The 23,915-nt window shown below is 64.9% G+C and carries 23 protein-coding genes; 5 read left to right on the forward strand and 18 right to left on the reverse strand.

The window, feature by feature from the left end:
* Positions 1–10: 10 nt before the first annotated feature.
* The 5 genes from AFL01nite_RS01120 to AFL01nite_RS01140 form a co-directional block, all read right to left on the reverse strand.
* A complete protein-coding gene (locus AFL01nite_RS01120) occupies positions 11–1,234 on the reverse strand; it encodes an NAD(P)/FAD-dependent oxidoreductase (RefSeq protein WP_146825252.1) in 1,224 nt (407 codons plus the stop codon).
* A 1-nt stretch (position 1,235) separates the two neighbouring features.
* Complete coding sequence (locus tag AFL01nite_RS01125) at positions 1,236–1,424, reverse strand: ferredoxin (protein WP_146825253.1); 189 nt, start codon at positions 1,422–1,424, stop codon at positions 1,236–1,238.
* 36 nt (positions 1,425–1,460) lie between these two features.
* A complete protein-coding gene (locus tag AFL01nite_RS01130) occupies positions 1,461–2,663 on the reverse strand; it encodes a cytochrome P450 (protein ID WP_146825254.1) in 1,203 nt (400 codons plus the stop codon).
* A gap of 83 nt (positions 2,664–2,746) precedes the next feature.
* A complete protein-coding gene (locus tag AFL01nite_RS01135; RefSeq protein ID WP_146825255.1) occupies positions 2,747–3,484 on the reverse strand; it encodes a cache domain-containing protein in 738 nt (245 codons plus the stop codon).
* Positions 3,481–4,242: a FadR/GntR family transcriptional regulator gene (locus tag AFL01nite_RS01140; protein WP_146825256.1), complete on the reverse strand. Its 762-nt coding sequence runs from the start codon at positions 4,240–4,242 to the stop codon at positions 3,481–3,483. Before AFL01nite_RS01140 ends, AFL01nite_RS01135 begins: the two co-directional genes overlap by 4 nt.
* A gap of 165 nt (positions 4,243–4,407) precedes the next feature.
* On the opposite strand from AFL01nite_RS01140, the gene AFL01nite_RS01145 reads away from it, so the two are divergent.
* The 3 genes from AFL01nite_RS01145 to AFL01nite_RS01155 all read left to right on the forward strand — a co-directional run bounded on the left by AFL01nite_RS01145 (position 4,408) and on the right by AFL01nite_RS01155 (position 8,376).
* On the forward strand, positions 4,408–5,913 hold the full coding sequence (locus AFL01nite_RS01145; protein WP_146825257.1) for an APC family permease: 1,506 nt from the start codon (positions 4,408–4,410) through the stop codon (positions 5,911–5,913).
* Positions 5,914–6,232: 319 nt separating this feature from the next.
* Complete coding sequence (locus AFL01nite_RS01150) at positions 6,233–7,462, forward strand: tyrosine-type recombinase/integrase (protein ID WP_146825258.1); 1,230 nt, start codon at positions 6,233–6,235, stop codon at positions 7,460–7,462.
* Positions 7,463–7,947: 485 nt separating this feature from the next.
* Complete coding sequence (locus AFL01nite_RS01155; protein WP_146825259.1) at positions 7,948–8,376, forward strand: TY-Chap domain-containing protein; 429 nt, start codon at positions 7,948–7,950, stop codon at positions 8,374–8,376.
* 232 nt (positions 8,377–8,608) lie between these two features.
* Here AFL01nite_RS01155 and AFL01nite_RS15535 read toward each other — a convergent pair whose 3' ends face one another.
* The 4 genes from AFL01nite_RS15535 to AFL01nite_RS01175 all read right to left on the reverse strand — a co-directional run bounded on the left by AFL01nite_RS15535 (position 8,609) and on the right by AFL01nite_RS01175 (position 15,586).
* The gene (locus AFL01nite_RS15535; protein ID WP_246119536.1) at positions 8,609–10,330 is read right to left on the reverse strand and encodes a S1 RNA-binding domain-containing protein; all 1,722 of its coding nucleotides are present in this window, start codon (positions 10,328–10,330) and stop codon (positions 8,609–8,611) included.
* Positions 10,327–13,716, reverse strand: coding sequence for a serine/threonine-protein kinase (locus tag AFL01nite_RS01165; protein ID WP_146825260.1), 3,390 nt, complete (start codon positions 13,714–13,716; stop codon positions 10,327–10,329). The genes AFL01nite_RS15535 and AFL01nite_RS01165 overlap by 4 nt, the downstream gene beginning before the upstream one ends.
* A 71-nt stretch (positions 13,717–13,787) precedes the next feature.
* The gene (locus AFL01nite_RS01170; RefSeq protein WP_146825261.1) at positions 13,788–14,423 is read right to left on the reverse strand and encodes a hypothetical protein; all 636 of its coding nucleotides are present in this window, start codon (positions 14,421–14,423) and stop codon (positions 13,788–13,790) included.
* A gap of 362 nt (positions 14,424–14,785) precedes the next feature.
* Complete coding sequence (locus AFL01nite_RS01175; RefSeq protein ID WP_146825262.1) at positions 14,786–15,586, reverse strand: hypothetical protein; 801 nt, start codon at positions 15,584–15,586, stop codon at positions 14,786–14,788.
* Between the two features lie 212 nt (positions 15,587–15,798).
* Between AFL01nite_RS01175 and AFL01nite_RS01180 the strand changes: the two genes are divergently transcribed.
* Together AFL01nite_RS01180 and AFL01nite_RS01185 are read left to right on the forward strand one after the other, a co-directional pair.
* Positions 15,799–16,020 carry a hypothetical protein gene (locus AFL01nite_RS01180; protein ID WP_146825263.1) on the forward strand — a complete coding sequence of 74 codons (222 nt, stop codon included), beginning with the start codon at positions 15,799–15,801 and terminating at the stop codon, positions 16,018–16,020.
* Positions 16,021–16,473: 453 nt separating this feature from the next.
* A complete protein-coding gene (locus AFL01nite_RS01185; RefSeq protein WP_146825264.1) occupies positions 16,474–16,974 on the forward strand; it encodes a hypothetical protein in 501 nt (166 codons plus the stop codon).
* Between the two features lie 40 nt (positions 16,975–17,014).
* Here the strand turns inward: AFL01nite_RS01185 and AFL01nite_RS15760 are convergent, their stop codons facing one another.
* The 9 genes from AFL01nite_RS15760 to AFL01nite_RS01230 form a co-directional block, all read right to left on the reverse strand.
* A complete protein-coding gene (locus tag AFL01nite_RS15760; RefSeq protein WP_146825265.1) occupies positions 17,015–18,016 on the reverse strand; it encodes a 7-cyano-7-deazaguanine synthase in 1,002 nt (333 codons plus the stop codon).
* A 5-nt stretch (positions 18,017–18,021) separates the two neighbouring features.
* A complete protein-coding gene (gene queD, locus AFL01nite_RS01195; RefSeq protein ID WP_146825266.1) occupies positions 18,022–18,378 on the reverse strand; it encodes a 6-carboxytetrahydropterin synthase QueD in 357 nt (118 codons plus the stop codon).
* Between the two features lie 107 nt (positions 18,379–18,485).
* Positions 18,486–18,704 carry a hypothetical protein gene (locus AFL01nite_RS01200; protein ID WP_146825267.1) on the reverse strand — a complete coding sequence of 73 codons (219 nt, stop codon included), beginning with the start codon at positions 18,702–18,704 and terminating at the stop codon, positions 18,486–18,488.
* Positions 18,705–18,815: 111 nt separating this feature from the next.
* A complete protein-coding gene (locus AFL01nite_RS01205; RefSeq protein ID WP_186813762.1) occupies positions 18,816–19,661 on the reverse strand; it encodes a CHAP domain-containing protein in 846 nt (281 codons plus the stop codon).
* A gap of 95 nt (positions 19,662–19,756) precedes the next feature.
* The gene (locus AFL01nite_RS01210) at positions 19,757–20,317 is read right to left on the reverse strand and encodes a hypothetical protein (RefSeq protein WP_146825269.1); all 561 of its coding nucleotides are present in this window, start codon (positions 20,315–20,317) and stop codon (positions 19,757–19,759) included.
* Positions 20,302–21,129, reverse strand: coding sequence for a DNA-binding transcriptional response regulator (locus tag AFL01nite_RS01215; protein WP_146825270.1), 828 nt, complete (start codon positions 21,127–21,129; stop codon positions 20,302–20,304). Before AFL01nite_RS01215 ends, AFL01nite_RS01210 begins: the two co-directional genes overlap by 16 nt.
* Positions 21,126–22,400, reverse strand: a complete 1,275-nt coding sequence (locus tag AFL01nite_RS01220) for an ATP-binding protein (protein WP_344710920.1) — start codon at positions 22,398–22,400, stop codon at positions 21,126–21,128. The genes AFL01nite_RS01215 and AFL01nite_RS01220 overlap by 4 nt, the downstream gene beginning before the upstream one ends.
* A gap of 166 nt (positions 22,401–22,566) precedes the next feature.
* Positions 22,567–23,175, reverse strand: coding sequence for a hypothetical protein (locus AFL01nite_RS01225; RefSeq protein WP_146825272.1), 609 nt, complete (start codon positions 23,173–23,175; stop codon positions 22,567–22,569).
* 418 nt (positions 23,176–23,593) lie between these two features.
* A complete protein-coding gene (locus AFL01nite_RS01230; protein ID WP_146825273.1) occupies positions 23,594–23,908 on the reverse strand; it encodes a hypothetical protein in 315 nt (104 codons plus the stop codon).
* Positions 23,909–23,915: the final 7 nt, after the last annotated feature.

A 23,915-nucleotide genomic window follows, 5' to 3' on the forward strand; every position in this document is an offset into this window, starting at 1 on the left:
TTCCTCCGGGTCAGGCGGTCGGGACGAGGGTCGAGAACTGCTCGCGCAGCTCCCGTTGACGGGCAGGGGGAAGATTGACGGCGACGTTGCCGACGAGGTGTCCGTCGCGCCGGTAGGCGATCAGGGCACCGGCCGGGAGACCGCTCAGGTCTCCCTCCTCGACGGAGTGCTCGTCGGCCAGCGCGGGGGAGCCGTAGCTCTGCAGGCGCAGGTCGAACTGGTCGCTCCAGAACGAGGGGATCGGGGCGAACGAGGTGTCGGCCGGCTCCTCGCCGCGCAGCTGCGCGACGAGGGTGGCGGCGGCACGCTTGGCCGTGTCCGTGGGGATCGACCAGTGCTCGACGCGCCGCGGCACGTCGTCGAAGAGCGGGTTGGGGAAGCGCGCGATGTCGCCGACGGCGACGACGCGCTCGGCGCCGACGACGGCGAGGTGGTTGTCGGTGAGGACGCCGTCCGTCAGGTCGAGACCGTTGCCGTCCAGCCACTCGGTGTTGGCGACGGAGCCCGCGGCCTCGATCACGACGTCGGCCGGGAGCTCCTCGCCGGTGCCGAGCAGGACACCGTCGACCCGGTCCTCGCCGGTGCAGCCGATGATCCAGGTGCCGAGGCGGAACTCGATGCCGCGCGCCTCGTGGTGGCGCTGGATCGCGCCGGCGAGGTCTGCGCCGAGGACGCGCTCCATCGGGCGTCCCGCGGGTTCGACGACGGTGACCCGGTGCCCGAGCTTGGTGAGGGTGGCCGCGGCCTCGCACCCGATGAATCCGGCGCCGACGACCACGACGCGGCGGGGCGTCGCCAGCTCGGACCTCAGGCCGAAGCAGTCGTCGACCGTGCGCAGCACGTGGCGTCCCGCGGCGGGACCGGGGAGCGACAGTCGGCGCGGGCGCAGTCCGGTGGCGACGACCAGACCGTCCCACGCGAACGTCGATCCGCTCTCCGTGGTGACCGTGCGGCCCGCGAGGTCGGCGCTCACGACCGCGTCGCCGAGGACGAACTCGACGTCCGCGGTGCTCGCGCGGCGCCGGAACGCCAGCTTCTCCGCGAGCTCGATCGCCGTGGCCGGGTCGGCGCCGGCCAGGACGTCCTTGGACAACGGCGGCCGGTTGTAGGGGAGGTGGTCCTCCGCGCCGATCACGGTGATCGGACCGGCGTGGCCGGCGGAGCGCAACTGCTCCGCGGCACGCAGGCCGGCCATCGAGGCGCCCACGACGACGACGCGCTGGTCGGAGGTCATGTCAGGCCCCGAGCAGGATCGCCTGGACGGGGCAGACGTCGGCGGCCTCTTCGACGTACTCCTCGAGCTCGTCCGAGGGCTCGCCCTCGTACTCGAGGTGGCCGTCGTCGTTGATGCGGAAGACCTCGGGCGCGGCGATCGCGCACTGGCCGTGGTCCTCGCAGAGGGTCATGTCGACCGTGACCTTCATGGTGACTCCTGGGGTGGTGGGGGATGGACGGGAGGGTCAGTTGCCGGGGGTGAAGGCGATGGGCAGGCGCATCGGGCCGGTGTTGCCCGAGTCGGGCAGCCACTCCGAGCCCGGCAGCAGCTGCAGGTCACGCATCTTGCGAGCGAGGAGGGGAAGCGCCTCGCTCATGTCCGACCGGGCGACGAAGTGCCCGAGGCAGTGGTGCGCACCGCCACCGAAGCCGTAGTGCGGCTTGCGCTCGGCGGCGATGTCGAAGCCGCCCTCGAAGACGCGCGGGTCGGTGCCGGCGGACTCGGTGTAGAGGTGCAGGGTCGTGCCGGCCTTCAGCTCGACGCCCTCGTACTCGAAGTCCTCGAGCACCTCGCGCGTCACCCAGCGGACGGTCGGGTTGACGCGCATGACCTCCTCGACCGCGGCGCGGCCGAGCTCGGGCTGCTCGGCGAGCAGCGCCCACTGGTCGGGGTTCTGCGCGAAGGTCTGCATCGCGAGCCCGAGCTGGTTGCGGGTGGTGTCGAAGCCGCCGAAGATCAGCAGCACCATCGCGTCGCGCAGCTCGGTGTCGGAGAGCCGGGCGTCGTCGCCGTGGGCGGCGTTGACCAGCGCGGTGACGAAATCCTCGCGCGGGTTCGCCCGGCGATCGGCGATCAGGTCGTCGCAGTAGGCGTAGAGGTTCTTCAGGGCCGCCTCGATCTCGGGGAGGTCCTCGCGGATCGTGACGCCGAGCGCCAGGCCGATGGTCACCGACTCGCGGGCGATGATCGGCCACTCCTCCTCGGGGATGCCGAGCATGATCGCGATGACGCGGGCGGCGTAGGGCTCGGCGAACTCCGAGACGAATTCGCACTGGCCGGGCTGCTCGAAGTTGTCGATCAGCTCGGTGGCGAGGGCCTGGAACCGCGGGACGAGTCCGCCGATCAGCTTGGGGGAGAAGGCCGGGTTCATCAGCCGGCGCAGGCGGTGGTGCTCGTCGCCCTCCTTGTTGAGGATCCAGCTCGCGAACCACTCGGCGAACGGGCCCTCGGTGACGCCGTGGTGCGCCGGCCACGAGACGCTGCCCTGCCGCAGCTTGGGGTGCTTCAGCAGGCGGCTGACCTGCTCGTACCGCAGGACGGCGATGCCGTACGGCGTGGTGGCGTACCAGCTCTCCTCCCGCGCCGCGTGGACCTCGGGACTCGTGATCGAGAAGTCCGGGGCGTTGACGTCAAGGGCCGGGATCGTGGTCGAACCGGGAGCCTGCATGGGTACCTCCACCAGAAGAGCGGGCTGTCAGTGGAGCCAACACTCTAATAATGGAGGTATTCATGTCAAGGGTTTTTTGTGATCTAGATCCCATTCCTTGGAACGTCGGTCAGAATCAGCACCCACCCGTTGCCCAGCGGGAGCTCGGCGGAGCTCAGTACGGTGCCGCCTTCGACCGCCGACCCGTCGGCGGGGATCGCGGGCAGCCGCGACCCCTGGACCCAGCGCCCGCTGTTGGCGGCCACGACCCGGCGATCCGCGGTGACGACGACAGCCTCCCGGGCGCTGTGGCGCAGCACGGCAAGGATCCGGCGCTCGACCTCCTCGAACAGGACGTCCGCACCGACGATGCCCACGAACTCGCCGTCGATCGTCACCGGCACGGACACCGTGACGATGTAGAGCTCGGAGCCGGAGTAGTCGACGTACGGGCCGTAGGTGGCGCGCGTGCGTCCGCCGGCGGGGAACTCGAACCACTCCATCTCGACGTAGTCGTAGACGTCGATGCTGGTGCGGTCGAAGTTCAGCCGCAGCCGCGAGGTGCGGCCGTCGTGCTGCTGCCACCAGAGCATGTAGCGATCGAGGCCGTCGACGAGGCCGGGGGCGCTCACGAAGCCGATGCCGACCTGCATCGGGTCGGCCGTGAGCTGCTCGAGGATCGACGACTGGGCCTCCATCAGGTCCGACTCGGACCAGGCGCCGGGGCGATGGGTCGCGCGGATGCGCTCGGCGAGCAGCTCGAGGCGGGCGAAGACCGGTTCCAGGGCGGCGGACGTGTCACGGGCGAGATCGTCGCCGGTGGCGGGGATCGCTGCGGTCATGCGCGGTCCTCCTTCGAGGTGAGGTGGAGGTGGAGATCGGTGAGTCGGCGGAGGTTCCTGGCGACATGGGCCTCGGCGAGCCGGCGGGCTCGCTCGGCGTCCTCGGCCACGACGGCGGTGGCGATCTCGTGGTGCTCCGCGACGACGCCCTCGAGGTCGGCCCGCGGGCCGGGGGTGCCGTCCGCCCCGTCGGACGGCAGCCACAGCATCCCCGACACCTCGGCCTGCAGGCTGACCTCGTGCCGCGTCAGCCGCTGGGACTGTGACGCGACGGCCAGTTCGATGTGGAACCGGCAGTCGGCGCGGATGCGGTCGCCGGTGTTCGTCGCCGACCCGAGCTGCTCGGTGAGCGTGAACAGGCGGCGGACGTTCGGGGCGGCTGCACGCTCGGCGGCCAGCTTCGCGGTGTGGCCCGCGACGGCGGCGTGCTCGTCGACGAGGTCGCGGATGGCGGTGGGGGTCATGGCGACGAGCCGCTGGCGCAGCCGGTCCAGGGGAGGGGACTGGGGGCGCTGGACGAAGGAGCCGCCGTGGCGGCCTCGCTTGGTCACGAGGAGACCCTCGTCGCGCAGGATCGCCAGCGCGTCGCGCATCGTCATGGGCGCCACGCCGAACTGCGCGGCCAGCTCGGTCTCGGCCGGCAGTCGCTCGCCGTCGGCCAGCAGGCCGAGGTGGATGGCCTCGGTGATCCTGCGGACGACTTCGTCCGCCCGACCGCCCGAGGCGGAGGGGGAGAGCAGTGGCGTGAGGCCCGACATGGGAGCTCCTGGCGGATCGGCGGGAGGGACGACGCCATGTTAGGGCCCTGTTAACTCTGACGAGGAGTTTTGTTTCAGCCCTTGACCCTCAATCCAACATAATTGTAGGTTTTGTCCGTTCGGTGACTCAGATCACACCGCGTCCCCCAAGAACAGGACCAGGGAATGGCGACAGAAACCCCCACGTCGGGCTCAGCCGACGGCTACTACGACTTCCACGACCACGACGACGCGGCCCACCTCCACGCACTGGGCTACCAGTCGGAGTTCAAGCGGGACATGAGCCCGTGGGCTAACTTCTCGCTCGGGTTCACGTACCTCTCGCCCGTCGTGGGCGTCTACACGGTCTTCGCGTTCGCCCTCGCCACCGGCGGCCCGCCGATGATCTGGGCCTTCGTGCTCGCGGGTCTCGGCCAGCTGATGGTCGCCCTGATCTTCAGCGAGGTCGTCGCCCAGTTCCCCGTGGCGGGCGGCGTCTACCCCTGGGCGAGGCGCCTGTGGGGCCGCAAGTACGCCTGGATGACCGGCTGGGTCTACATCATCGCGCTGCTCGTGACGATCTCCTCGGTCGTCTACGGCGCCGGACCCTTCATCGCCTCCGTCTTCGGCTTCACGCCGTCGGTCGACACGACGATCGCGTGCGCCCTGGGCCTGCTCGTCCTGGCCACGATCATCAACTTCATGGGCACCTCGGTGCTCGCGAAGGCCGCGATCATCGGCTTCACGGCCGAGCTCGTCGGCGCCCTGGTCGTCGGCGCCTGGCTGCTCATCGCGCACCGCGAGCAGAGCATCACCGTCCTGTTCGACACGTTCGGCACCGAGGGCGACAGCGGCAGCTACCTGCCGGCGTTCGCCGCGGCCGCCCTCATCGGCGTCTACCAGTACTACGGCTTCGAGGCGTGCGGTGACGTCGCCGAGGAGGTCAAGGACCCGGGTCGACTCATCCCGAAGGCCATGCGCCAGACCATCTACATCGGCGGAGCCGCGGCCACGTTCGTCTGCCTCGCCCTGGTGCTCTCGGTCACCGACATCGGCGCCGTCGTCTCCGGCGAGGTCACCGACCCGGTCAGCGCCGTCCTCGAGGAGGCGTTCGGCACCGTCGGCGCCCGTGCGGTGCTGGTCATCGTGCTCCTGTCGTTCCTGTCCTGCGCGATGAGCCTGCAGGCCGCCGCGTCCCGCCTGCTCTACTCGTACGGTCGCGACGACATGATCATGGGCAGCTCGCTGCTGAAGAAGTTCTCGCCCACGCGCCACATCCCGCCGTACGCGCTGGTCGTGTCGGCGATCGTCCCGGCCATCATCGTGATCGGCTCCCGCGTCTCGGAGAACGCGATCACCAAGATCATCAGCTTCGCGACCCTGGGCATGTACCTGGGCTTCCAGATGGTGATCCTGGCCGCCCTGCGGGCGCGTCTGAAGGGCTGGGTGCCCAGCGGCAAGTACACGCTCGGAGCGTGGGGCCTGCCGGTGAACATCATCGCCCTGGTCTACGGCGTCATCGCGATGGTGAACATGGCGTGGCCGCGGACCCCGGACGCCGCCTGGTACGACAACTGGATCGTCGCACTGTCCGGTGTGATCGTGGTGGCCGTCGGCCTGGTCTACATGGCCATTCACCCGCTGCACGACCGCAGCACCGCCCCCTACGACGACGCCATCCCCAAGAAGTGACGTCAGTCTGATCCAACGGCGACGGCCGGTGTCCTCCACGGACACCGGCCGTTGACGTGTGGGGGAGCGGCGGGATGCGAAGAGCCCCGGATCACAGGGATCCGGGGCTCTCATCTGTGGGCGATACTGGGTTTGAACCAGAAATCCAGCGGTTCGGAGGTCGCCGCTGGATCTATTCAGATTCCGTGATTATCCTTGTAATCGCAGTGAAATTCTGGATGGACGATGCCGGACACGAACGCCCAGATGTCGACTTTCCTGCCCCACGTCTGCCCCACGCTGCCCCACGTGTGCCCCACGAAACCGAGGTGAGGATCGGATGACCCGACGGGACGAGCGCCGCCAATTCGGCGAGATCTCCAGACTGCCCAGTGGCCGGTTCCGGGCGCGGTACGCGGACCCCGAAGGGCGGACGCATGCCAACGGTGTTCGCGTTCGTCATACGGCGCCAATCACGTTTGAAAGTCGGGCTGATGCCGAGGCTTGGCTCGTTGATGAGCGGCGCATCGTCTCGAGTGGTGAGTGGTCGTCTCCCGGGGTTCGTGCAGCGGTGCGGCGTACGCCCGGATTGACGTTGGGGGAGTACGCGCCGCGCTGGCTGGCCAACAGGCGGGTCAAGGGGCAGCCTCTGGCGGACCGCACGCGAGACCACTACCAGGACCTTATGGACCGCTTCATTCTGCCGTTCTTCGGGCGGACGCCCCTTCGAGAGATCACTCCGGAGATGGTGAGCCACTGGTACGACACCGCAACTCCGGATCGCCCTACGTACCGGGCTCATTCCTACTCGTTGCTGCGCGCGATCTTGCGCACGGCGGCAGATCCAGCGAAGAACAACGGCCGTCCGCTGATCCCCTTCAACCCGTGCGGCATCTCCGGTGGCGGCTCATCTGGAGCGAAGCGGCGGGTGAGTCCGGCGACGGCCGAGGAGATCGCGGTCATCGTTGCGAACATGCCCGATCGCCATCGCTTGATGATCCTCTTGGCCGACGGGTGCGCCCTCCGTTTCGGCGAGCTGGCGGAACTGCGTCGTCACGACATCGACGTGAAGAACGCGGTGATCAGGGTCCGTCGAGGCGTCGTTCGCTCACGCTCGGCCGGAGTGGTGGCGAAGGCCCCGAAGAGCGACGCCGGCATCCGTGACGTCCCGATCCCACCCGACATCGTTGACGCTGTAGCGGAGCATCTACGTGAGTTCGCCGCGCCCGGCCGTGATGGGCTGGTCTTCCCAGGCGCGAACGGCAATCATCTGTCGCCAAGTGCGTTCTACGGCAAGGTCTCTAGGAAGCGCCGCGGCAAGCCTGACACCACCGGATACGGCTGGTATGAAGCACGAAGAATCGCTGGCCGGCAGGACCTCAGGTTCCACGATTTGCGCCATGGCGCTCTGACCGAAGCTGCACGCCACGGCGCAACGCTCGCCGAACTCATGGCTCTTGGCGGCCACTCTACGAGCCAAGCTGCCATGCGCTACCAACAAGCGGCGTCAGATCGACTCGCGCAACTCGCTCGCATGCGCGCGGAAGCTCGAGGATGGAGCGCGAGCTGACGGCATGTGTGTCAATCAAATGTGCGCATGCACTCGAGGCTTCCTCGTCCGATCGATGACGAACGAACGCGTCCTCTCTCGATGAGTCCAAGTGCTTCCCATCATTCGAAAGTGGTCCGGCCGGCCACAGGGCTCGTCGCTTCGGTGAGACTGCTCAGGTTGTGGGTGCCCCTTGGATTCCTGTTGAGCCGCTCATGGTTTGTTCGCGTGCTGGCAGACCAAGAGTGCCCGAGCTCGAAGACAGCTGTTACTAGATATCAGGTGTCAGGGTCCGCGCTACCGTCCAAGGATCATTCGAAAGATGTTGCGAGCGTCGTGGGACCTGCGTGACGCAGGATCGGGAGTTCTCGCCGGGGAGCCGCGTTAGGCGTACTAACTCTTCTAGGGATCCGATCCCGTCGATTCGCAGGCCGGAATTCGCATCCGCTCTGTGCGTTTGTTCCCGAAAGGGCACGCATCACACTCCGAAACGCCACACTTTGGGGATGAAGTGGAAAGAGTTGCGAATACAACTCCAAGAGCAGATCTGGTCATTGCCACAGGGCTCAGCCCTGATCCTCGAAGCGCTGTTCATCACGGGCCGGTACGTTCAATTCCTCAACGTGGGCAGTTGTCTGCTCGGGGAAGTCAGTGGACCGCTGGCGGACGGGGAAGGCTCTGGACTGACTTTCGATCAGCTCGTTGAAGTGCAGGAGCTTGGTTGGATGCCCCCGCCGAACGGGTTCACGCGCGAAACCCCGAACTTCCGCCTCTTCTGGGATAGCAGTGGAGAGATGGAGCCAGATGACGCGTATCTTTCCCGGGACGACGCGAAGCACGCGGCCAAACTGGCTGTTGCCACTATGCGAGGGCCGTTCGGCGCGGGTACTCCTTCGGCCGTGCGGGTGCGGAAGATCAGTGATGCCTACGGATGATCCTTAGGTCGCTGCCTGCCTTCTTGCGACACTCTTGATGGTCCGCACTATCGCGCTTGGTCAAGCCCGGGGAACGGAGTAACGCTTGGCAATTGTTCGTCCGATATAGAGGCAGCTTCGGACCATTCGTCGGTCTGCTCGGCCAAGATGGCTCGCCAGACGGCGGAGGTGAGCGGCGTCGACAGTATGCATCTGGACGGTGTTCGGGCGGACGGGCGCGGTTGCAGCGACGTCACGTGAGCGATAGAGACACCCGCCCGCGCTCCAAGTCCACCTCCAGCACCCGAACTGTGACGGCTTCGCCGATCTCCACGACGTCGGATGGATGCTCGACGCGACGGTTGGCAAGCTGGGAGATGTGGATCAGGCCGTCGACCTCGCCAAGGTCGACGAATGCGCCAAAGTTGGTGATCGTCTTCACCGTGCCAGTAACGACCGACCCGACGCCGAGTGCCTCGAGGGCGGCCCTTCGTCGCTCGGCTCGGGAGGGCTGACTCGGGGCGTCGGCAGCCTCGGGGGCCGGAGTGTGCGTTGCAGGTGCAACATGAGCCGCTGACGCGTGGACGGCAGCCCGGTACTTCGAGGGCAGGTTGCCGACTACTTCGAGCGCAAATCCGCAGTTCTCGTGCATGTAACGGTCATATGCCAGGTCGGCGAGGACCTGGTCGTTGACGAGATCGCCCTCTTCCTGTCGGAACTTCCTGCTCTTGTCGCCGCGGAACGAGAGCCAGTTGAAGCTTGTCTTCACGTAGTAGCCATCGCTCACGAGGATCTTTGCGTGAGTGTCGTCGACTCGGACCACTGCAAGGCGCTGCGATCGACCGGCGGCTTCATGGAGCATCCGTAGCGCACCTTGGTCGGACTTCGAGTTGTCGCCGAATCCCCAGAAGATGGTGACGTCCGCGTTGCGGGCAAGCTGCTCGAGACGCCCCACGAACTGACGGCTTACGACGGACCCGGTGATCCATGGGCTGATGATGAGGAGTCGCCGCTTGGGTGCGGTCATCGCGTCGTCCAGCCAGCCGGGATGGTCCGCCATTGAGAGCCAGCGGATCGCGGCGCGGTCGAGCTGGTCCGAATCGCCGAGCGCGTTCGTGCCTTCGTCGTCGGTGATCGCCGATTGGATGGCGATCACCTCGTCGCGGGAAAGGCGCGGACCCGGCTCATCGGCCGCTTCATAGCTGACTTCGCTGGCCGACGTGATCCCAAGCTTCTTGACGGCGTCCACGTCCTCGAGCGCCGCCAGGTGAGGCTCGCTCCACTGGCCGTCAACTTCCACCCCAAGGCGGACAGTGCTGGAGTCCAGGTCGCGGTAGACGAGCAGGATTGCATCTCTGAAGAAGTTCCTGCTCTCGGTCACTCCAGTGACGCCGAGAACTCTGAAGTCAGAGCTTGAGTAGCCCTCAATCGCAGCAGTGATGGCCGGGACGGTCAGCTCTGCCTTCTCGACATCGACCCCGCTTCGCTGCGGCAGGAGGATCGCGGTGGATGCCTTCGCGGCTCCAGCCCTGGCAAGCGAGTTGCGGCGCCACTCCGTCACGGTTCGCGTCAGCCGGTCGTAGACGACTTGGATCGTCGTTGACTTTGGTCGTCGCACTTGTGCATCGCGGGCCGCCTCGAGCCCATTCGGGAGCAGGCTCAGGATCCGAGGTTGTCCCGGGCCGGGCGGGCGGTAGTCGACGAACTCGGAGCGCAGGAGGGCTGCCACCGTGCTCGCGGTGTCTTCCGGGGTCAGGCCCATGAAGAGTTCAAGGTCCTCGACTGAGTCGATGCCGTTGAGCAGCGCGGCGAGGGCGTACTTCTGTGCGGCGTCGATGTCCTCGATCTCCTCGGCCAGCACGTCGACCGTGAGGACGGAGGTCGGGATGTAGCAGGGCTCCGCTGCCAGCAGCGTGTGCCCCGGAAGTGCGTGGGCGTGACGCCTGGCAGCGTCGGCGAAGATATCGCGGCTCACAGGAACTCGATCCTTCCGATGCCCGATCGTTCGATGTGGCCCAATGCGCGTCTCAGGGGGCCGTCCTTGCTGGCTGCGAACTCTGAGTCGCCGACGATCCACAGGATCTCTCGAGCGCGCGACAGTGCGACGTTGATGCGCCCGGCATAGCGCTCGTCGAGGAACCCGAAGTCGCCCGTCAGGTTGCTCCGCGTAACCGAGAAGATCACCACGTCGGCTTCCCTGCCTTGAACGGCGTCAACTGTGTTCACGGTGACCGCCACTCCATTGAGGTCGAGCCGTCGAAGAGCTCGCTCGATCTCAACGCATTGAGCGCGATAGCCGGTGAGGACCAGGACCGACACCGGGCCACCCTTCCTGCGGCGAAGGGACCCACCCTGAGTCATCGTCTCGAGGCGCTGGACCAGTCTCGCGACCTCGAGCGCCTCAAACTTGTTGGAGGAACTTTCGCCGCGGCTGTGCTTTGGCTCCTCACTGCGGTCGCTTCGCCGGCTCGTCGAGAACCACACCAGCCTCTGGGCATCGTCGACCGATTCGGGTGCGAATACGGGGAACGGCTCGTGAGTCAGCTCGCCGTCGTAGAAGGTCTCGGAGATGAGACGCCCGATGGGCTCGGCCATTCGGTGCTGGGTCGTTAGCCGAATGCGACAGCCGTCGGGCGCCTCCGCCAGGAGGATGTCGAAGAGGGACGAACTGTGAAACAACTTGTCGAGTTCGAATTCTTCAACCAGGTCCTTGTGCTCGAAGACGTCCTCGGCCATTGGTGGGAGCTGCTTCGGATCTCCGACCATGACCCATCGCTTGGACCGCGTCATGGGAACCAGCAGTTCGGCAGCGGTTGCCCGGGAGGCCTCGTCGATGATGCAAAGGTCGAACTGCATCTCCTGGACCTTCGAGTTGGACAGGAATCCCATGCACGTGCCTGCCACGACACTCTGGGTGGGCAGAAACAGAGGTTCGCTGGCAGACGGGTCGCCGAGGCTGTTCAGCCAGTCTCCTTGGATTTGCAGGAGCTCACGAAGTCGCTGGTGGCCCGGCTTGTCTCCCACGAGCCGGGCGATCAACGATTCCAGCGCGGAGTCGCTTGGGTCGGTGCCGAGACACTCTCCAAGCTCGTCGGCAAGGGCAGACACAGCGGAGGCAGTTTCCTCAGCTCGTTCTGAGGCACGGTAGTAGTCAGCGAGCATCGCGGCTCGCTCGTCAGGAAGATCCTCGTTGTCGAGCCGGTCTGAGGGATCGAGAACGCCGAGAGCCTCTCGACGTTCGGCAAGGTCGCGGAGTGCGGCTCGGGCTTCACCAGCCCGAAGGGCCAGTGCGATGTCCTCGACTCGAATGCCCTCTCGCTCCGCGATCACTGACAGTCCATCTTGCGCCCGACGTCCGATATCGGCTGTCCAAGCCGCGAGCTTGTTGGCAAGGAGCAGGTGGGCAGCATCCGGATCAACCTTGTCGTCACGGTTAGAGAGCCTGACGACGTCGGTGACGCCTGAGTCGAAGAGCCGGGTCACCGCATTGTCGATCGCGACGTGCATCTGGCTCACCAGGAGGATCTTGTCGCCCGGACGCGCCGCCAGGTACTGATTCACCAACTCGCAGATGAAGGAGGTCTTGCCGGTTCCAGGCGGCCCCTCAACGAGGTAGACGTCCTCGGAGCCGAGGGCATTCGCCACTGCGATGACCTTGTCCTGGTCCAGATCTGGCGTGATCGGTTGGAACGCGACCGGCTCGGGGACCTTGGCCACCTCCGGTTCCAGAACGAGCTCTCGAAGGTGTGGGCGGGCAGAGCTGCCCTCGCGAAGGGCTGCGAGGGCTGTCTTCTGACGCTTGATGGCCGCTTGGGACGGTCGGCGGTCCCGTACAAGAACTCCGGTGCGCGGAACCTCACGGCCGGATTGAAAGGCTCGGACGACCAGGTCGGTCCCCTCAACGTCTACGACGCTGACTTGGACTCCGCGGGCGGCAGGGTCCGTTTCCGCGCGAGCGAACCGCTCTTGGTCGAGCACTGCAGACGGAACTGGCACCGGAGACTCGAGCTCGAACTCGGCGCCCTTCCGGCCAACAAGCTCGTAGGTGATGGGTTCCTCGAGTCGACGTTCGAGCTGTTCCTTGGCGTCGATGAGTTGGGACCAGCTGTTGAGGCGTACCTGCTTGAACCGTTCGCTGAACCGGTCGCCGAAGTCCTGTACCGCCTTGCTGAGCAGGTTCCGAATCTCCATTGCGGCGAGCGCAGCCTGCTTGGGATTGGCTGGCCGCTCGGCTGACCAGGCGAAGTCCCGCCCATCGATCGCGACCGCATCTTCGTTCGCACGGAATCGCTCAAGGGCTTCGAATTCGGTGACTTTGGCCCACTTGGCGAGCAGGCGGTATTGGTCGGTAAACACCATTCCGAGTTCGAGCTGATCGCCGATCAGTCGGAACTCAGTCTCGCTGTACTGAGCCCTCCCGTCAGGCCCTGACTCGAGGCGTGGGAGGGCGACCGTGGCGTCACCGAGGAGGCCAGCAACCACGAACTCAGGCCGCTTGCCAGGCTCAGCCTCCTCAAGAGCCCGCCGGGCGGTGTTCGACAATTCGAAGGACACGGCCTTCTGCTTGCGCCAGCGGCTGTTGCGCGCGTCCTGGATTGCCTGGAGCTCGACGAGCAAGACCTGCCCATCCGCTTGACGGTGCTTCGGGTCGGGAGCCAAGGCCCGCGCAAGCACGTCCCGAACGTCGGGCGGGATGTCGGCGTCATCGAGCGCCTTCGCGATGTCCGGGAAGTCGCGGATCGGCCAACTTGTCACACACTGGAGCAGTGTTGCGGCCAGCCCGTAGACGTCGAATCTCGCCGACCCGCGGGACGCTTGGTCAGGCGGGGCCCAGGGTGCGCTGGTGCTGCCGACGACCGTTGCATCCTGAGCAGCGGCGACATGGTCCTTGATCTTGCTCAACGCGAAGTCAGTGAGGATGGGACCGGCGCCATCCCACAGCACGTTGGCGGGCTTCACGTCGCGGTGCAGCACGGCGAGCGAGTGAGAGTGAGCCAGTGCTGAGGCCAATGGAAGCGCGACCGAGTCAGCGAGGTCGTCCCATCCCGGCGGTTCGTCGAAATCGCTGAGCCAGGTAGTGAGTGTTTCCGGGACCCAATCCATGACGAGGTAGTAGCTGCCGATCGCCGGGTCGATACCGCTATCAAGAAGCGCTGCAACGTTCGGGTGATTCAGCTTTCGGTTCGCCGCTGTGGAGCGCTCGAAGTAGATCCGGTAGATGTCGTCGGACGTCGCCGGAAGGAGCTTGACGGCAACCATCCGGCCGCCTTGGTGCAGATCCGTGGCTTGGAAAACCTCGCCCTGACCACCGACGCGCCGTGTGTTCGCGATCTCGGCGTACCGGCCGGCAATCATCCGCATGTGTGTCTCCCAGCCCTTGAATCGTGCGTGCCGAGCCTAGTGATCAGGCTCGACGGAAATGGCCGCAATGGCTAAACATCGAAGTCGTCATGAGTGGCGACGCGCGCTAGTTCGAACTGGCCGTTCGGAAGGGCCCAATAGTGGATGCGGCGTGCCGACGGCGTGTTCACCTGGAGGCTCGCTCGCCACGCGACCGCGCCGTCATCACGGACCCGCACGGGGTCGTCGCCGCCCGTTCCCTTCCTGAGATGGTGGACCTCCCGGCCTGGAATCTGCGGGGCGAGGCCGGTGACGATCTCGAACACGACGTCTGCCACCTTCTCCTCCTTGATGCCCTCCAGGCGCGCGAGGGACTCGAGGAACCGCTCGCCCACGACGAAGTCGGGAAGTGGACGCTCACTTTGCTCGCTCGGCAGGGTGCGCCGGGCCCATTGCGTCAGAACCAGATAGCGGAATCCACGCTCCGGGTCCGCGAACTGAGGCGGTGCCTCAACTGCCGGTCCCGACTTCACGCTGCCGGCTTTGCGAAGACGCGCACGAGCAGCCTTGAGGTCGTTTTCCGCGCGGTTCGCGCGCCGTTCCGCCTGATCGAGGAGATACCGGAGTTGGGCGCGTTCATCACTGGCAGCCAGTAGCTGGTTGCGTACATCCTCGCGCTCGACCTTGAGTTGGCCGATCTCTGCAACGAGTCCGTCGATCTTCAGCAAGAGACCCCGAGTCGACCCTGGCGCCTGGGCGGCTGCAGGCAGAGCATTGCCCGGAGGTGGGCCCGGTCGCGGATGGTTTCGGTCGAGGAAGGAGGGACTCGGCGTGACGCGGACGGGCGTCGGCGCCGTAGGCGTCTCGTCGGTCAGATCGGCGGGCTCCGTGAGTTGAAGCGTCGGAGGCGCCAGGGGTTCCGGCTCCTCGACTCGCAGCTCCTCGGATTCCTCGGTCAGCCAAGGTGGACCGCCCGGAAGAAGTGACGGGGGCTCGACGATTGGCTCGTCATCGTCGATGTCGCTCAGTACGAGGCCCCAATGTGGTCCGGTAGCGGACACCCGGGCCGGGATGACTTCCCCGACGGTCATCAGGGTCGCAGATCGTCGGCCGGGTTGTCCGTGACGTCTCGGCGAAGGACCGTCACAGTGACCGCGGGGCTCGTGGTCTTCGGATAGAGCAGGAACTCGGCCCTGCCGGTTCGTACGGCGGCCACCTTCGTGAGGACCACGTCGCCTACCGCGTACGAAGCCAGGGCGTCGCTGCTTGGGCGAAGACTCTTCGTAACGTCGATCCGGTTGCTCTCGCGATCGTACGAACCTTCGATCAGTTGGCCCGCGGTCACGATTCGATCGATGGGCACATCCTCGACCGTTAGCTCTTCAGCGATGGACGCGGGGAACAGATTTCCCACGTCGACCAGTGCTCGACCCGCGACGGTCATCTTCACGGCACCGCTGACGTCACGAAGTTCGCGCGAGGGAAGCGCTTGTAGGAGCCCTGCGGAGGCGGCCATGCGCAAGGTGTCGGAGATGAGTTGCTGCGTAGCGCGCTCACCGTCCTTTGCATCGAAGGCAAAGCGCAGCGGTGACTTGGTCAGGTCCGAGGCCCACGCATGCCCGATGGGGTAGACGCGCCCAGCCCCGCCGTATACTTGGGTGCCGTCAGCCATGTATTTCGAGAACTCCCAGGTGAAGGGTCCTGTCGGCATCAGATAGACCTCGGCGAGGTTCCCGGCCTCCCGGGCGATCTCCTCGACGTCGATCCACGGCTCCGTGCGCCCGGCAGGGATGGTGACAACAACGACGGGTCGCCGCCGCGAGTCGCCGTTGAGGAGTTCCGAGAGCGCAGCCGCCGAGCGCGCGTCGCTGATGTGCTGGATGCCGGCCACGATCGCAGCATATGGACTTGCGGCGACGGAAATGGGCTGAACGTTCAGACAGGGCGGCTACGCGGAATGTCGCACTCGGGGCCGGGCATGGCCAACGGCCAGATTTCGAGGATGGTGAAGCGAAAAGTGCTGAATGCGGTAAGTGGTGCACTCACGACAGTCGTGACGCTACGCTCGAAAATCGAGCCAAGAGTTGCGACAGGGTGGTGCGTGTGACAACGGTCTATACGACCAACGAATGGTCAGGATACGGCAAGCAGAACTACTACTGGAACGAATACCGGCTGGAAGGCAGCGAAGTCGTCAAGTATAGGTGTCACCGGCAGAAGTTCTTCGACGGCAACGAGAACAGTTGGTCGGAAGACGAGCGTATTGAGGACTCCTGGGCCACCGATGACCCCAACATGCCCGACTGGTTGAGGCAGTACATCTGAGTTCTGAGTTGGTCAGACACCCCCGCCGGGAGATCGGCGACGTCTGAGTTTCATGTTGAGAGTCGCAGTTCCTCGAGAAGCTGCAGACCGGGAGCATGGATTCGCCCGAATGGAACCGAAAACCGTCCTATGGGGCATGGACGACCGGACCGTCCTTCACTGACGCATCCGGGTGCTTCCAGACCCACGTTACCGCAGGTCAGAAGCTATGTGGGACCCCGCTACGACCGCGATGCCACATTGCGCCACACCCCGGTTCGTGGCGGTTCGCGAGGGATAGCCGCAGCGATAGCCGCATGCTCCGCGTGCTCCAGCGGATCGGATCTCGAGTCGAAAAACTGCTAGATCATCCGTCCTGACGGTTGACGATCGCCGGCGACGCTAAGGCGGTTTAGACCCCCGCACTTTTCCGATGCTGGGCGGGCCCGGCGGTTTAGGCGCTATCGTTCCAGCGTGGGACTCGAGGAAGAAATTGAAAGAGCCAAGGCTGAGCGGGCGGAAGCGGAAGCCCAGAAGAAGGCGTGGAACGAGTCGGGCTTCTGGGAAAGCTCTCCCAAGGTGGGGCCCCCTCCAGGGGAATGGCACGGACTCATCGCGGACTCACTGCACCTCCTCCGATTCAACGAGCCTGCAGTGGTCGCGAGAGCCCCTGATGGAACTCTGCGCGCGAAGACCCCAGGCAAGCGCACCGTCACCGCGAGGACGTTCCTGGGCGGCGAGCGCCGACGGACCATTGCGGATAAAGCAAACAGCACGTTTGCGAAGGTGCTCATCGGGAGTCAAGGGAAGGACTCCGATAACTACAGCATCTGGATCTTCCAGAACGGTCACGTAGCGATAGTCAAAGACTCGAACGACGTCGGGCATTCTTCGTTCGATAGAGACCGGTTCTTTCAGCAGTACTCGGTAGGCGACGTTCGTGCCGCGATCATCGAAACGGTCTCCCGTTACTAGTACCCGACAAACGGCCGGCCGCGGTCGTCGGCAATTACGCCTATACCTGCTGAAGCAATAGCTCCAGGACTGCATCGACCTCAGGAGTCTCCGGCGTCGTAGCAACCGAACCGTCTTCGCAGACAAGTACCTCCCATGGAGTGCCCTGCGGCAAGATGCCGGAAGCTCGGACGTGCCTGACCTGACTGGCCTGTCTCGAGCCAAACTCAAATCGCGGTCGTCGCACGATGAGTGGCGTCAGACGCGCTCTCCCGTCAGGCCCGTGGTATCGCCACGCGCGACGGCCAGCGTCCACACCGCCAGCCGACGCAAACGCTCGCGCCGCTGATGCGAGGTCCTCACTGGCTTGATCAAAAGAAGGGTGGAAGGGCGATCCGTAAACGCGCTGCCACTCGCTTACCGCGAGAGGGTCAAGCCCGCGGCTTTCCAGATCCTCGCAAATGTGAGACCTCGAGGCGCATGATGCACATGCTCCACAAGGTTTCTTGGATGCTGAACCTCTGCAGGACCAACTCAGATTCCATGGAGCACCCAATTGGAATCCAAGTGCAGCAACCGAGGCCTTCGATCCGACCGAATGCAATGGAGTGATGACGCGCGTGGCGCCAGTATCGAACGGACCTTTGAATCCTGCACCAAGCTGTTGGAGGTACGCCTGCGTCGAATCGGGGTAGGGATCGGTTTGCAGTGACCCGACAACGATGTCCGCCCCGCCCGGCCCGGCCCCGATGGCGCCGAGCGACGCCATAAGGGCGCCGTGGCCACGAATGAAAGGTCCTGGGCCGGGTTGATGCGCGACCGGCAAGTCGATCTTGACCTGAACGTGCTCGGCCGGGGTCAATGCAGCGATGGAACGTGCCGCTCGCAGTTCCGCGCGATGCACCTGACCGTAGTCAACTGTGACGGCCCGGACCCGGGGGTAGTGCGCTAGCGCCCACCACAGCGCCACTGTCGAGTCGAGTCCACCGGAAAATAGAACTATCGCTTGTCGGTCAACGGGGACGTTGCCATGGGCCGCAGGCGACGGGTGTGCGATTGACATGCGTCTCACCCGGGCCGGTACGTAGAGCTCGAAGTGGCGGTTTCAGAGACCTTGACCCATGCCAAGCGCGGGACGTTTGGGCGCATCGACTCGAAGATCCACTGGGACATGATCTCGCTTGTGGGGTTCTCAAGTCCCGCAACGTCGTTCAACAAGCGATGATCCAGCAGTGTGCGTATGGGTTCGAAGACAGAGCCGATCTCCGCAAAGTCCATGACCCATCCGTACTCGTCGAGTTCGCCCGCGACGCTCACTTCGACGACATAGGAGTGCCCGTGCATGTTCGCGCAAGGGTGCTGGTCCGGCACCAGCGGTAGGAAATGGGCCGCCTCGATCGTGAAGCGCTTCGTGATCTCGAACATCGCGACGTCCTTCTCTGGAACGTATGGCTTGACTCTTTTGGGACTGTGATCCGTCTCGGGGTTCGTGGCGGCTGATTTACTGGGTCCGGCCTCGATGAGGACGAGTCTCAGGGTAGTGCTCGAGCGCGTGGGCGACCCAGTGTTTGGCTTCGAGCAAGGCGCGGGACGAGCCCGATCTCGCCGTGGAGGCGGTGGTGGTTGCACCAGTCGACGTTCTTGGAGACGGCAATCTCGACGTTGGTCACCTTCTTCCAGCCGCCCATACGCCGCATCTCAGGGTTGCGGAAATGCTTGGCCTTGAACAATGAGCTCGGTGCCTCGACCATCGCATTCTCATACGAGTCCCCCTTCGCCCCCCGATACGCGTGATGCCCCGGCCGGCCGGACGTAAGCGGGTCCCGAGTGTTTGGCACTCGGGACCCGCTGGGTGGAACTGATCAGGACTTGGGTCGGAGGTAACCCAGCAGGCCGCTCTTGCTGAGGTTGGCGACCTTGGTCGCACCTGGGTTCTGGGTGAGGACCTTGACGTTGTTGCCCGCGTTGGCGAGGACGATTGCGATGTGGCCGTACTGCCCGTTGCCCCAGACGGCGAGATCTCCCTTGCGTGGGGCGCTGCCCGCGGAGACCTTGGTGTAACGCGACGAGTCGTACGTACGCCACGCGTCCTTGGCGCCACCGGTGTAGGGCGTCGAGATGAAGCGTGCCTTCACGACGTCCCGGTTGTAGAACTGCGCCAAGTCATGGCACTGGGCGCCGTAGGCTCCGTCGAAGTCGACGTAGCGGCCGTTGTGCTTCTTGACGAATGCGTCCACCTTCGCGCTCAGCGACGCGGGCGCCGGCGCCGGACTGTTGGTCTTGCTCGTCCAGGTGCAGGTGGTCGCACAGACGGCCGTCGTCGTGGTCGGACCGATCTTGACCTCGGCGGTGAGCTTCGTCGTGCCCGGGGCGTAGGACTGCATCGAGTAGCTCCAGGGCAGGTTGTCCGTCTCGGTGCGCGTCCACTTGTTCGTCTTGTGGTCCTTCGTGCGCTTGCTGACGCTCTGCTTCTTGCCGGAGTACTCGACCCAGTTCGTCCCGCACGACCGGGACACCTTGATGTAGGCCGTCCCGCCGGAGACCCCGCGGGTCGAGAGCGTGTAGGCGGTCTTCGAGCAGCCGGTCTTGTAGGGGTCGGTGTTGTAGTGCGACGCGGCAGCCTCGGCGGGCGAGGACAGGGCGACGACACTGGCGGTCGCGGCGAAGAGCGAGGCCGCCGCGGCGGCGGTGTGGCGGATCGGGGACATGGTGTTCTCCTCACATGGGGACGAGCTGATGTCGATCATCGTGAGGGATTGCCCCGCCGTCCGGTTGACGCAAATGCGTCAACCTTGTGCCCGCGTCAGGTGCAGGCCAAGCTGCGCCAGTCGTAGGAGCAATGGGGCGACTTGGGATGCGTCTGGTCCCACAGCAGACACGCCATCCAGCCGAAGACGAGAGCGAGAACCACGAGCGTCCGTCCCTTGTGCCGCCACGCGCGAGACGTCGATGAAAGCAGCAGCATGCTCAGCACGGGGTAGACGACGAACTGGTGCCAGAGCTTCGATGGCGACAGCGCCTCACTGATCGAGTAGACCCCTGCCTGAACCTCGTTCCACATCTGCCAAGCGCCGAAGGCGATCGCCGTGAACGACGCGCCGACGAAGGCCCAGCGCGGTACGCGTGTCGATCCGGGAGCACTGGCACCTACCCCAACCGCGATGGCCAGCAGGATGTCCCCGATGATGAATCCTGCGTACTGGTCGCTCACCACAAACGGTCGTCGCTCCACCACAATGGTGATCAGCACCATGGCTGCAGGTGTCACCGCGGCCGAGACCAGCGCCCATGTCACACCGCGCGCCCAGCTCGGTGCCGCGCCGTCGGTGTGCGCAGGGTGGACAGTGCTCACCTGGTCGCCCATGGGCCCCACCTGCGGAGGATGTCCTCTAGCGCGGGATCGCCAAAGAACGAGTGATTGTTCGCGAGGAAATCCGCGAGTCTGTCCTTCACGCGTTTGGCAGCACGTCCTCGATCGTCGGTATCGGTAACCAACCCGACATCGAAGACGTCGCTGAAGGATTGCGCGGCGACCGCAAGGCTCTTCTTGCAGCGCGTGATGGTGGGACGGGACGCGTGAAGCCGGTCCTCCAGTGCCTTGTCGATACCGCTGGTCTCGTGCCAGTTCTGGAGGACAGCGAGATGAAGCTCGTTCTGGAAGAACGCGTCGATTCGACGAGCGTGGTCGTGCAGGCGCACTGCCAAGGCATGCGGGGTCGTGTGCTTCCCGGAGAGAAGATCGGTCATGTCGCGGGCGGTGCCGCCCTTCGAGAGCGAGTCCCTCACGTCGAACCAATGGTACGCGGCCGCGTGGAAGAGGGAACGGCCCTGACGCGTGGCGTGACCGGAAAAGATGACCTTCTTCGTCTCGGGCGAGTGTGAGTGCAGGGCATGGAGGACAGATAGACCTGTCATGCGATCGCTCGCGCTGTCTGAGCGTTCGAAGTGGTAGTCGACCAACGCGATGTCGGGCCGCCACCCGCCAGGTGCAGCGGCCTGCTGCCTGAGGAAGTCGACTGCCACGGAGGGGGACTTGACCCACTTGAAGGAACCCCGCGGGACGATCGGCGATTCCGGGTACTGGTCTGAGCCGTCTTCGCGCAGGATGGTCATGATCGAGTGCGCCACGAGCCCCTGGTCCTCGATGAGGAACACGCGGGGCTGCTGCTGGGTCATCGGGTTTGCTCCTGGCTGGTGGCTCGCCATGAGGCGGTGACGGTCTTGGGTGACTCGATGTCCAACCTTCCGGAATGCTGCTTCAGCATGCGAAGTAGTCGGCTGAGACCGCCATGGGGGCGAAGCCAAGTCTCAGGATCGATGGGGCGGCCGTCGTCGGAGACGGTGATGGTCCACTGGCCGTCGTGGAGTCCCACGTAGCCCCTCGCTTCGGACGCGCCGGCCTTGACGGCGTTGGTGAGGAACTCGTCCATCACCAACCGGGCGATCCTGCGGTCCATATCGCTGATGGACCCGGGTCCGACCTCAAGCTCGGTGCGCATACCTGTCTCGCCCATGATTTCCTCCGCGCGGCCCAGGAGTACCCCGGGCCAGTCCAGGCCCTTCTCGGGCTCGCGATCGAGTGCCAGCACCTCGCGGATGGCGCCATTCAGGTTCCGGACGTCGTCGAAGAACTCCCGGTCGAGGTCGGGTCGCTGCTCCAAGGTTCGGAACAGGTGGCCGACCGGTTGCATGAGGTGGTCGTGGACCGCGGCATTGATGTCGGCTCGCCCGTCCCGGCGTGCCGATAGCACGAGGTCCGTGGCGCTGGCGAAGGACGCGTCGGTCTCGTGAATGCGAGGGCCGACCCCAAGAAGCGCGAGGCACAACGCCAGCGCGGTGAGCCGGTGCTCATCGTCGAAGGCCGGCAGCGCCACGGCGCAGGCGACAAGAAGTGCCACCGGGCCCGCGCACGCCCGCAGAATGGAGAATGCGCAGTTATCCTTCGTGCCGGGGAAATAGAGCGAGGGATCGAGGTACATCCCTAGGTTGATCGATACCAAGTAGGCGATCGTTCCAGCCAGCGAGAGCAAGGCCATGTACGGGTCGGTGAACCAGTATAGGAGCCCTCCGAGGCAGGCTGCTCCGAGGAACTCCAAGACGCCGGAGATGTTGGGCGCCATACGGTGGGCGCTGACGAGGTCGTGGCGAACGAGGAGACGTGTCAGCGGATCACGAGCCCAACTCGAGATCGCGCCCTTTCGAATCGCATCGCGGTCGAACACATCGACGTCGACCACGCTTGTCCTGCTGGCCATGAGCGCCAGGTAGGTGCCGATGACTGGCACGCTCAGGAGCACGAACGGAATCCAGCCAGGATGGTGCTCCTCTGTACGTACCTCAAGGAGGACGGCAACTACGGACAGGCCCGTCATCGCCAAGCGAAAGAGGGCCGAGCGAAACCATCTTTCGGATGATGTTGCCATCGCGAAGGCGGTCGCTGTTCTCATCTTGCTCACGGTGCCATTATTGAGGCGGGCGGCGCTGTCACTTGACGCAAATGCGTTAAGTAAAGCTGGATCACTTAGCTTGGAAGACCTCAGCTCCATCTGCTTCGGGTGCGCGACCTACTGAACTTGAGAGCCTCTCCATGTCAGGTGTTCACCGCTCGTCGGTTCATTTCAGCTGTTGGTTGAAAGCATCAGCTAGTTGCTCCTCGACCTGGACGAAGTGGCTGCCGTAGGTGGAGCCGATCTGACCGTCAGGAGTGAACCTCAAGTACCAATGGCTCGGGTCATAGGTGACGCCCAACTCGGGAAGGCCCAAGGTTGTTGTCAGTTCGCCTCGGCCATTCAATCTGAATTCAGCGGAAACTGGGCCGGAATCAATCAGAAAGTTCACGCGAGGTGCTGCGCCAATGCCCAGCGTTTCCGCCGGAGCTAGGTCGGTCACCTGGCGGACCTCCCTCCACTCGCCCTGGTCAGTCAACATGACGGGCCAAGGCGGAAGCAACGCGTACATCTGATGTGAACTCCCTGTCAGACTTGCTGCCCATTCACCTCGCTTGGAGAACAGGGCAGTTTTAGTGAATGTCCATTTCACACGTGGCGGGGGCCGCCACACGGTGGTCGGCTTCCGGAGGTCGTGCTCAGACATGAACTCCAATGCCTCGCGCCCGATCACGAGAAGTCGTGCTTCCAACTGGGAGCGGAGTCCTGCTTCGATTGTCTCTGTTCGCTTCTTCTCTTCACGATTTCGCGAGATTCGGGCTTCGAATTCGTTCATCGTCGGAGTCTAAAGCTCCATGAAGGCCAAGATCGCGCAGCGCTGCATAGGCTCCTTGGTTGTGCTCGACGAAGAGGCGTTCGTTCTCCGCATCCGTCCCGGGATCGGCGTCGACTTGGGCGGACCGACGCGGGTACGTTCAGGCGCTCGATGGTTGCGTTCTCGTGGTAGCGGTTGGCTCTGATGCCTGCCATGCGGAGGTCGAGGTACCTGTCAGCGCGATCGCGTCCCCATGTCCATCGGACATGCATGCCCTTGCGGTAGGAATGCGCGATGTCCACGGCAGTCATGACTTGGGCAGTGACCGTCAAATATTCACGTGGCTCGGTGCGCAAGGCCGCCTCCGCGCACCTCAGCTTCTGCTTGTCCACCGGATCACCTTGGGAGCGATGGCGACAGCAATTCCTCGCCGCCGTGATCACGCACTCGCCTTCGCGCGGAGTGACGCCCACGCCTGCATGCCGGTGCCGGTCGTGCCGCTAATGCCGAGTTTGATGGCGTTCCAGCCGAAGAGGAGAACGAGGAGATTCATCCAGCCCGGTCCACCCGACTCGACGATGGCGACGCAGGTTCTCGTCGCGCAGAAGTATCCGACTCCAACGAGCAAGGTTGCGACGGGCAGCCACGGTGATCCCGTTCGTGCTCGGACTGCGCGCAGGAGTGTGTTTGTCGGCGCATGGCGCTGGAGCAGACCGTGGAGGCCGAAGGCAACTTGGAAGTAGAGACCGATCATGACGGCT

Origin of the sequence: Aeromicrobium flavum (assembly GCF_007992115.1) — a bacterium.
Taxonomy (GTDB): domain Bacteria; phylum Actinomycetota; class Actinomycetes; order Propionibacteriales; family Nocardioidaceae; genus Aeromicrobium; species Aeromicrobium flavum.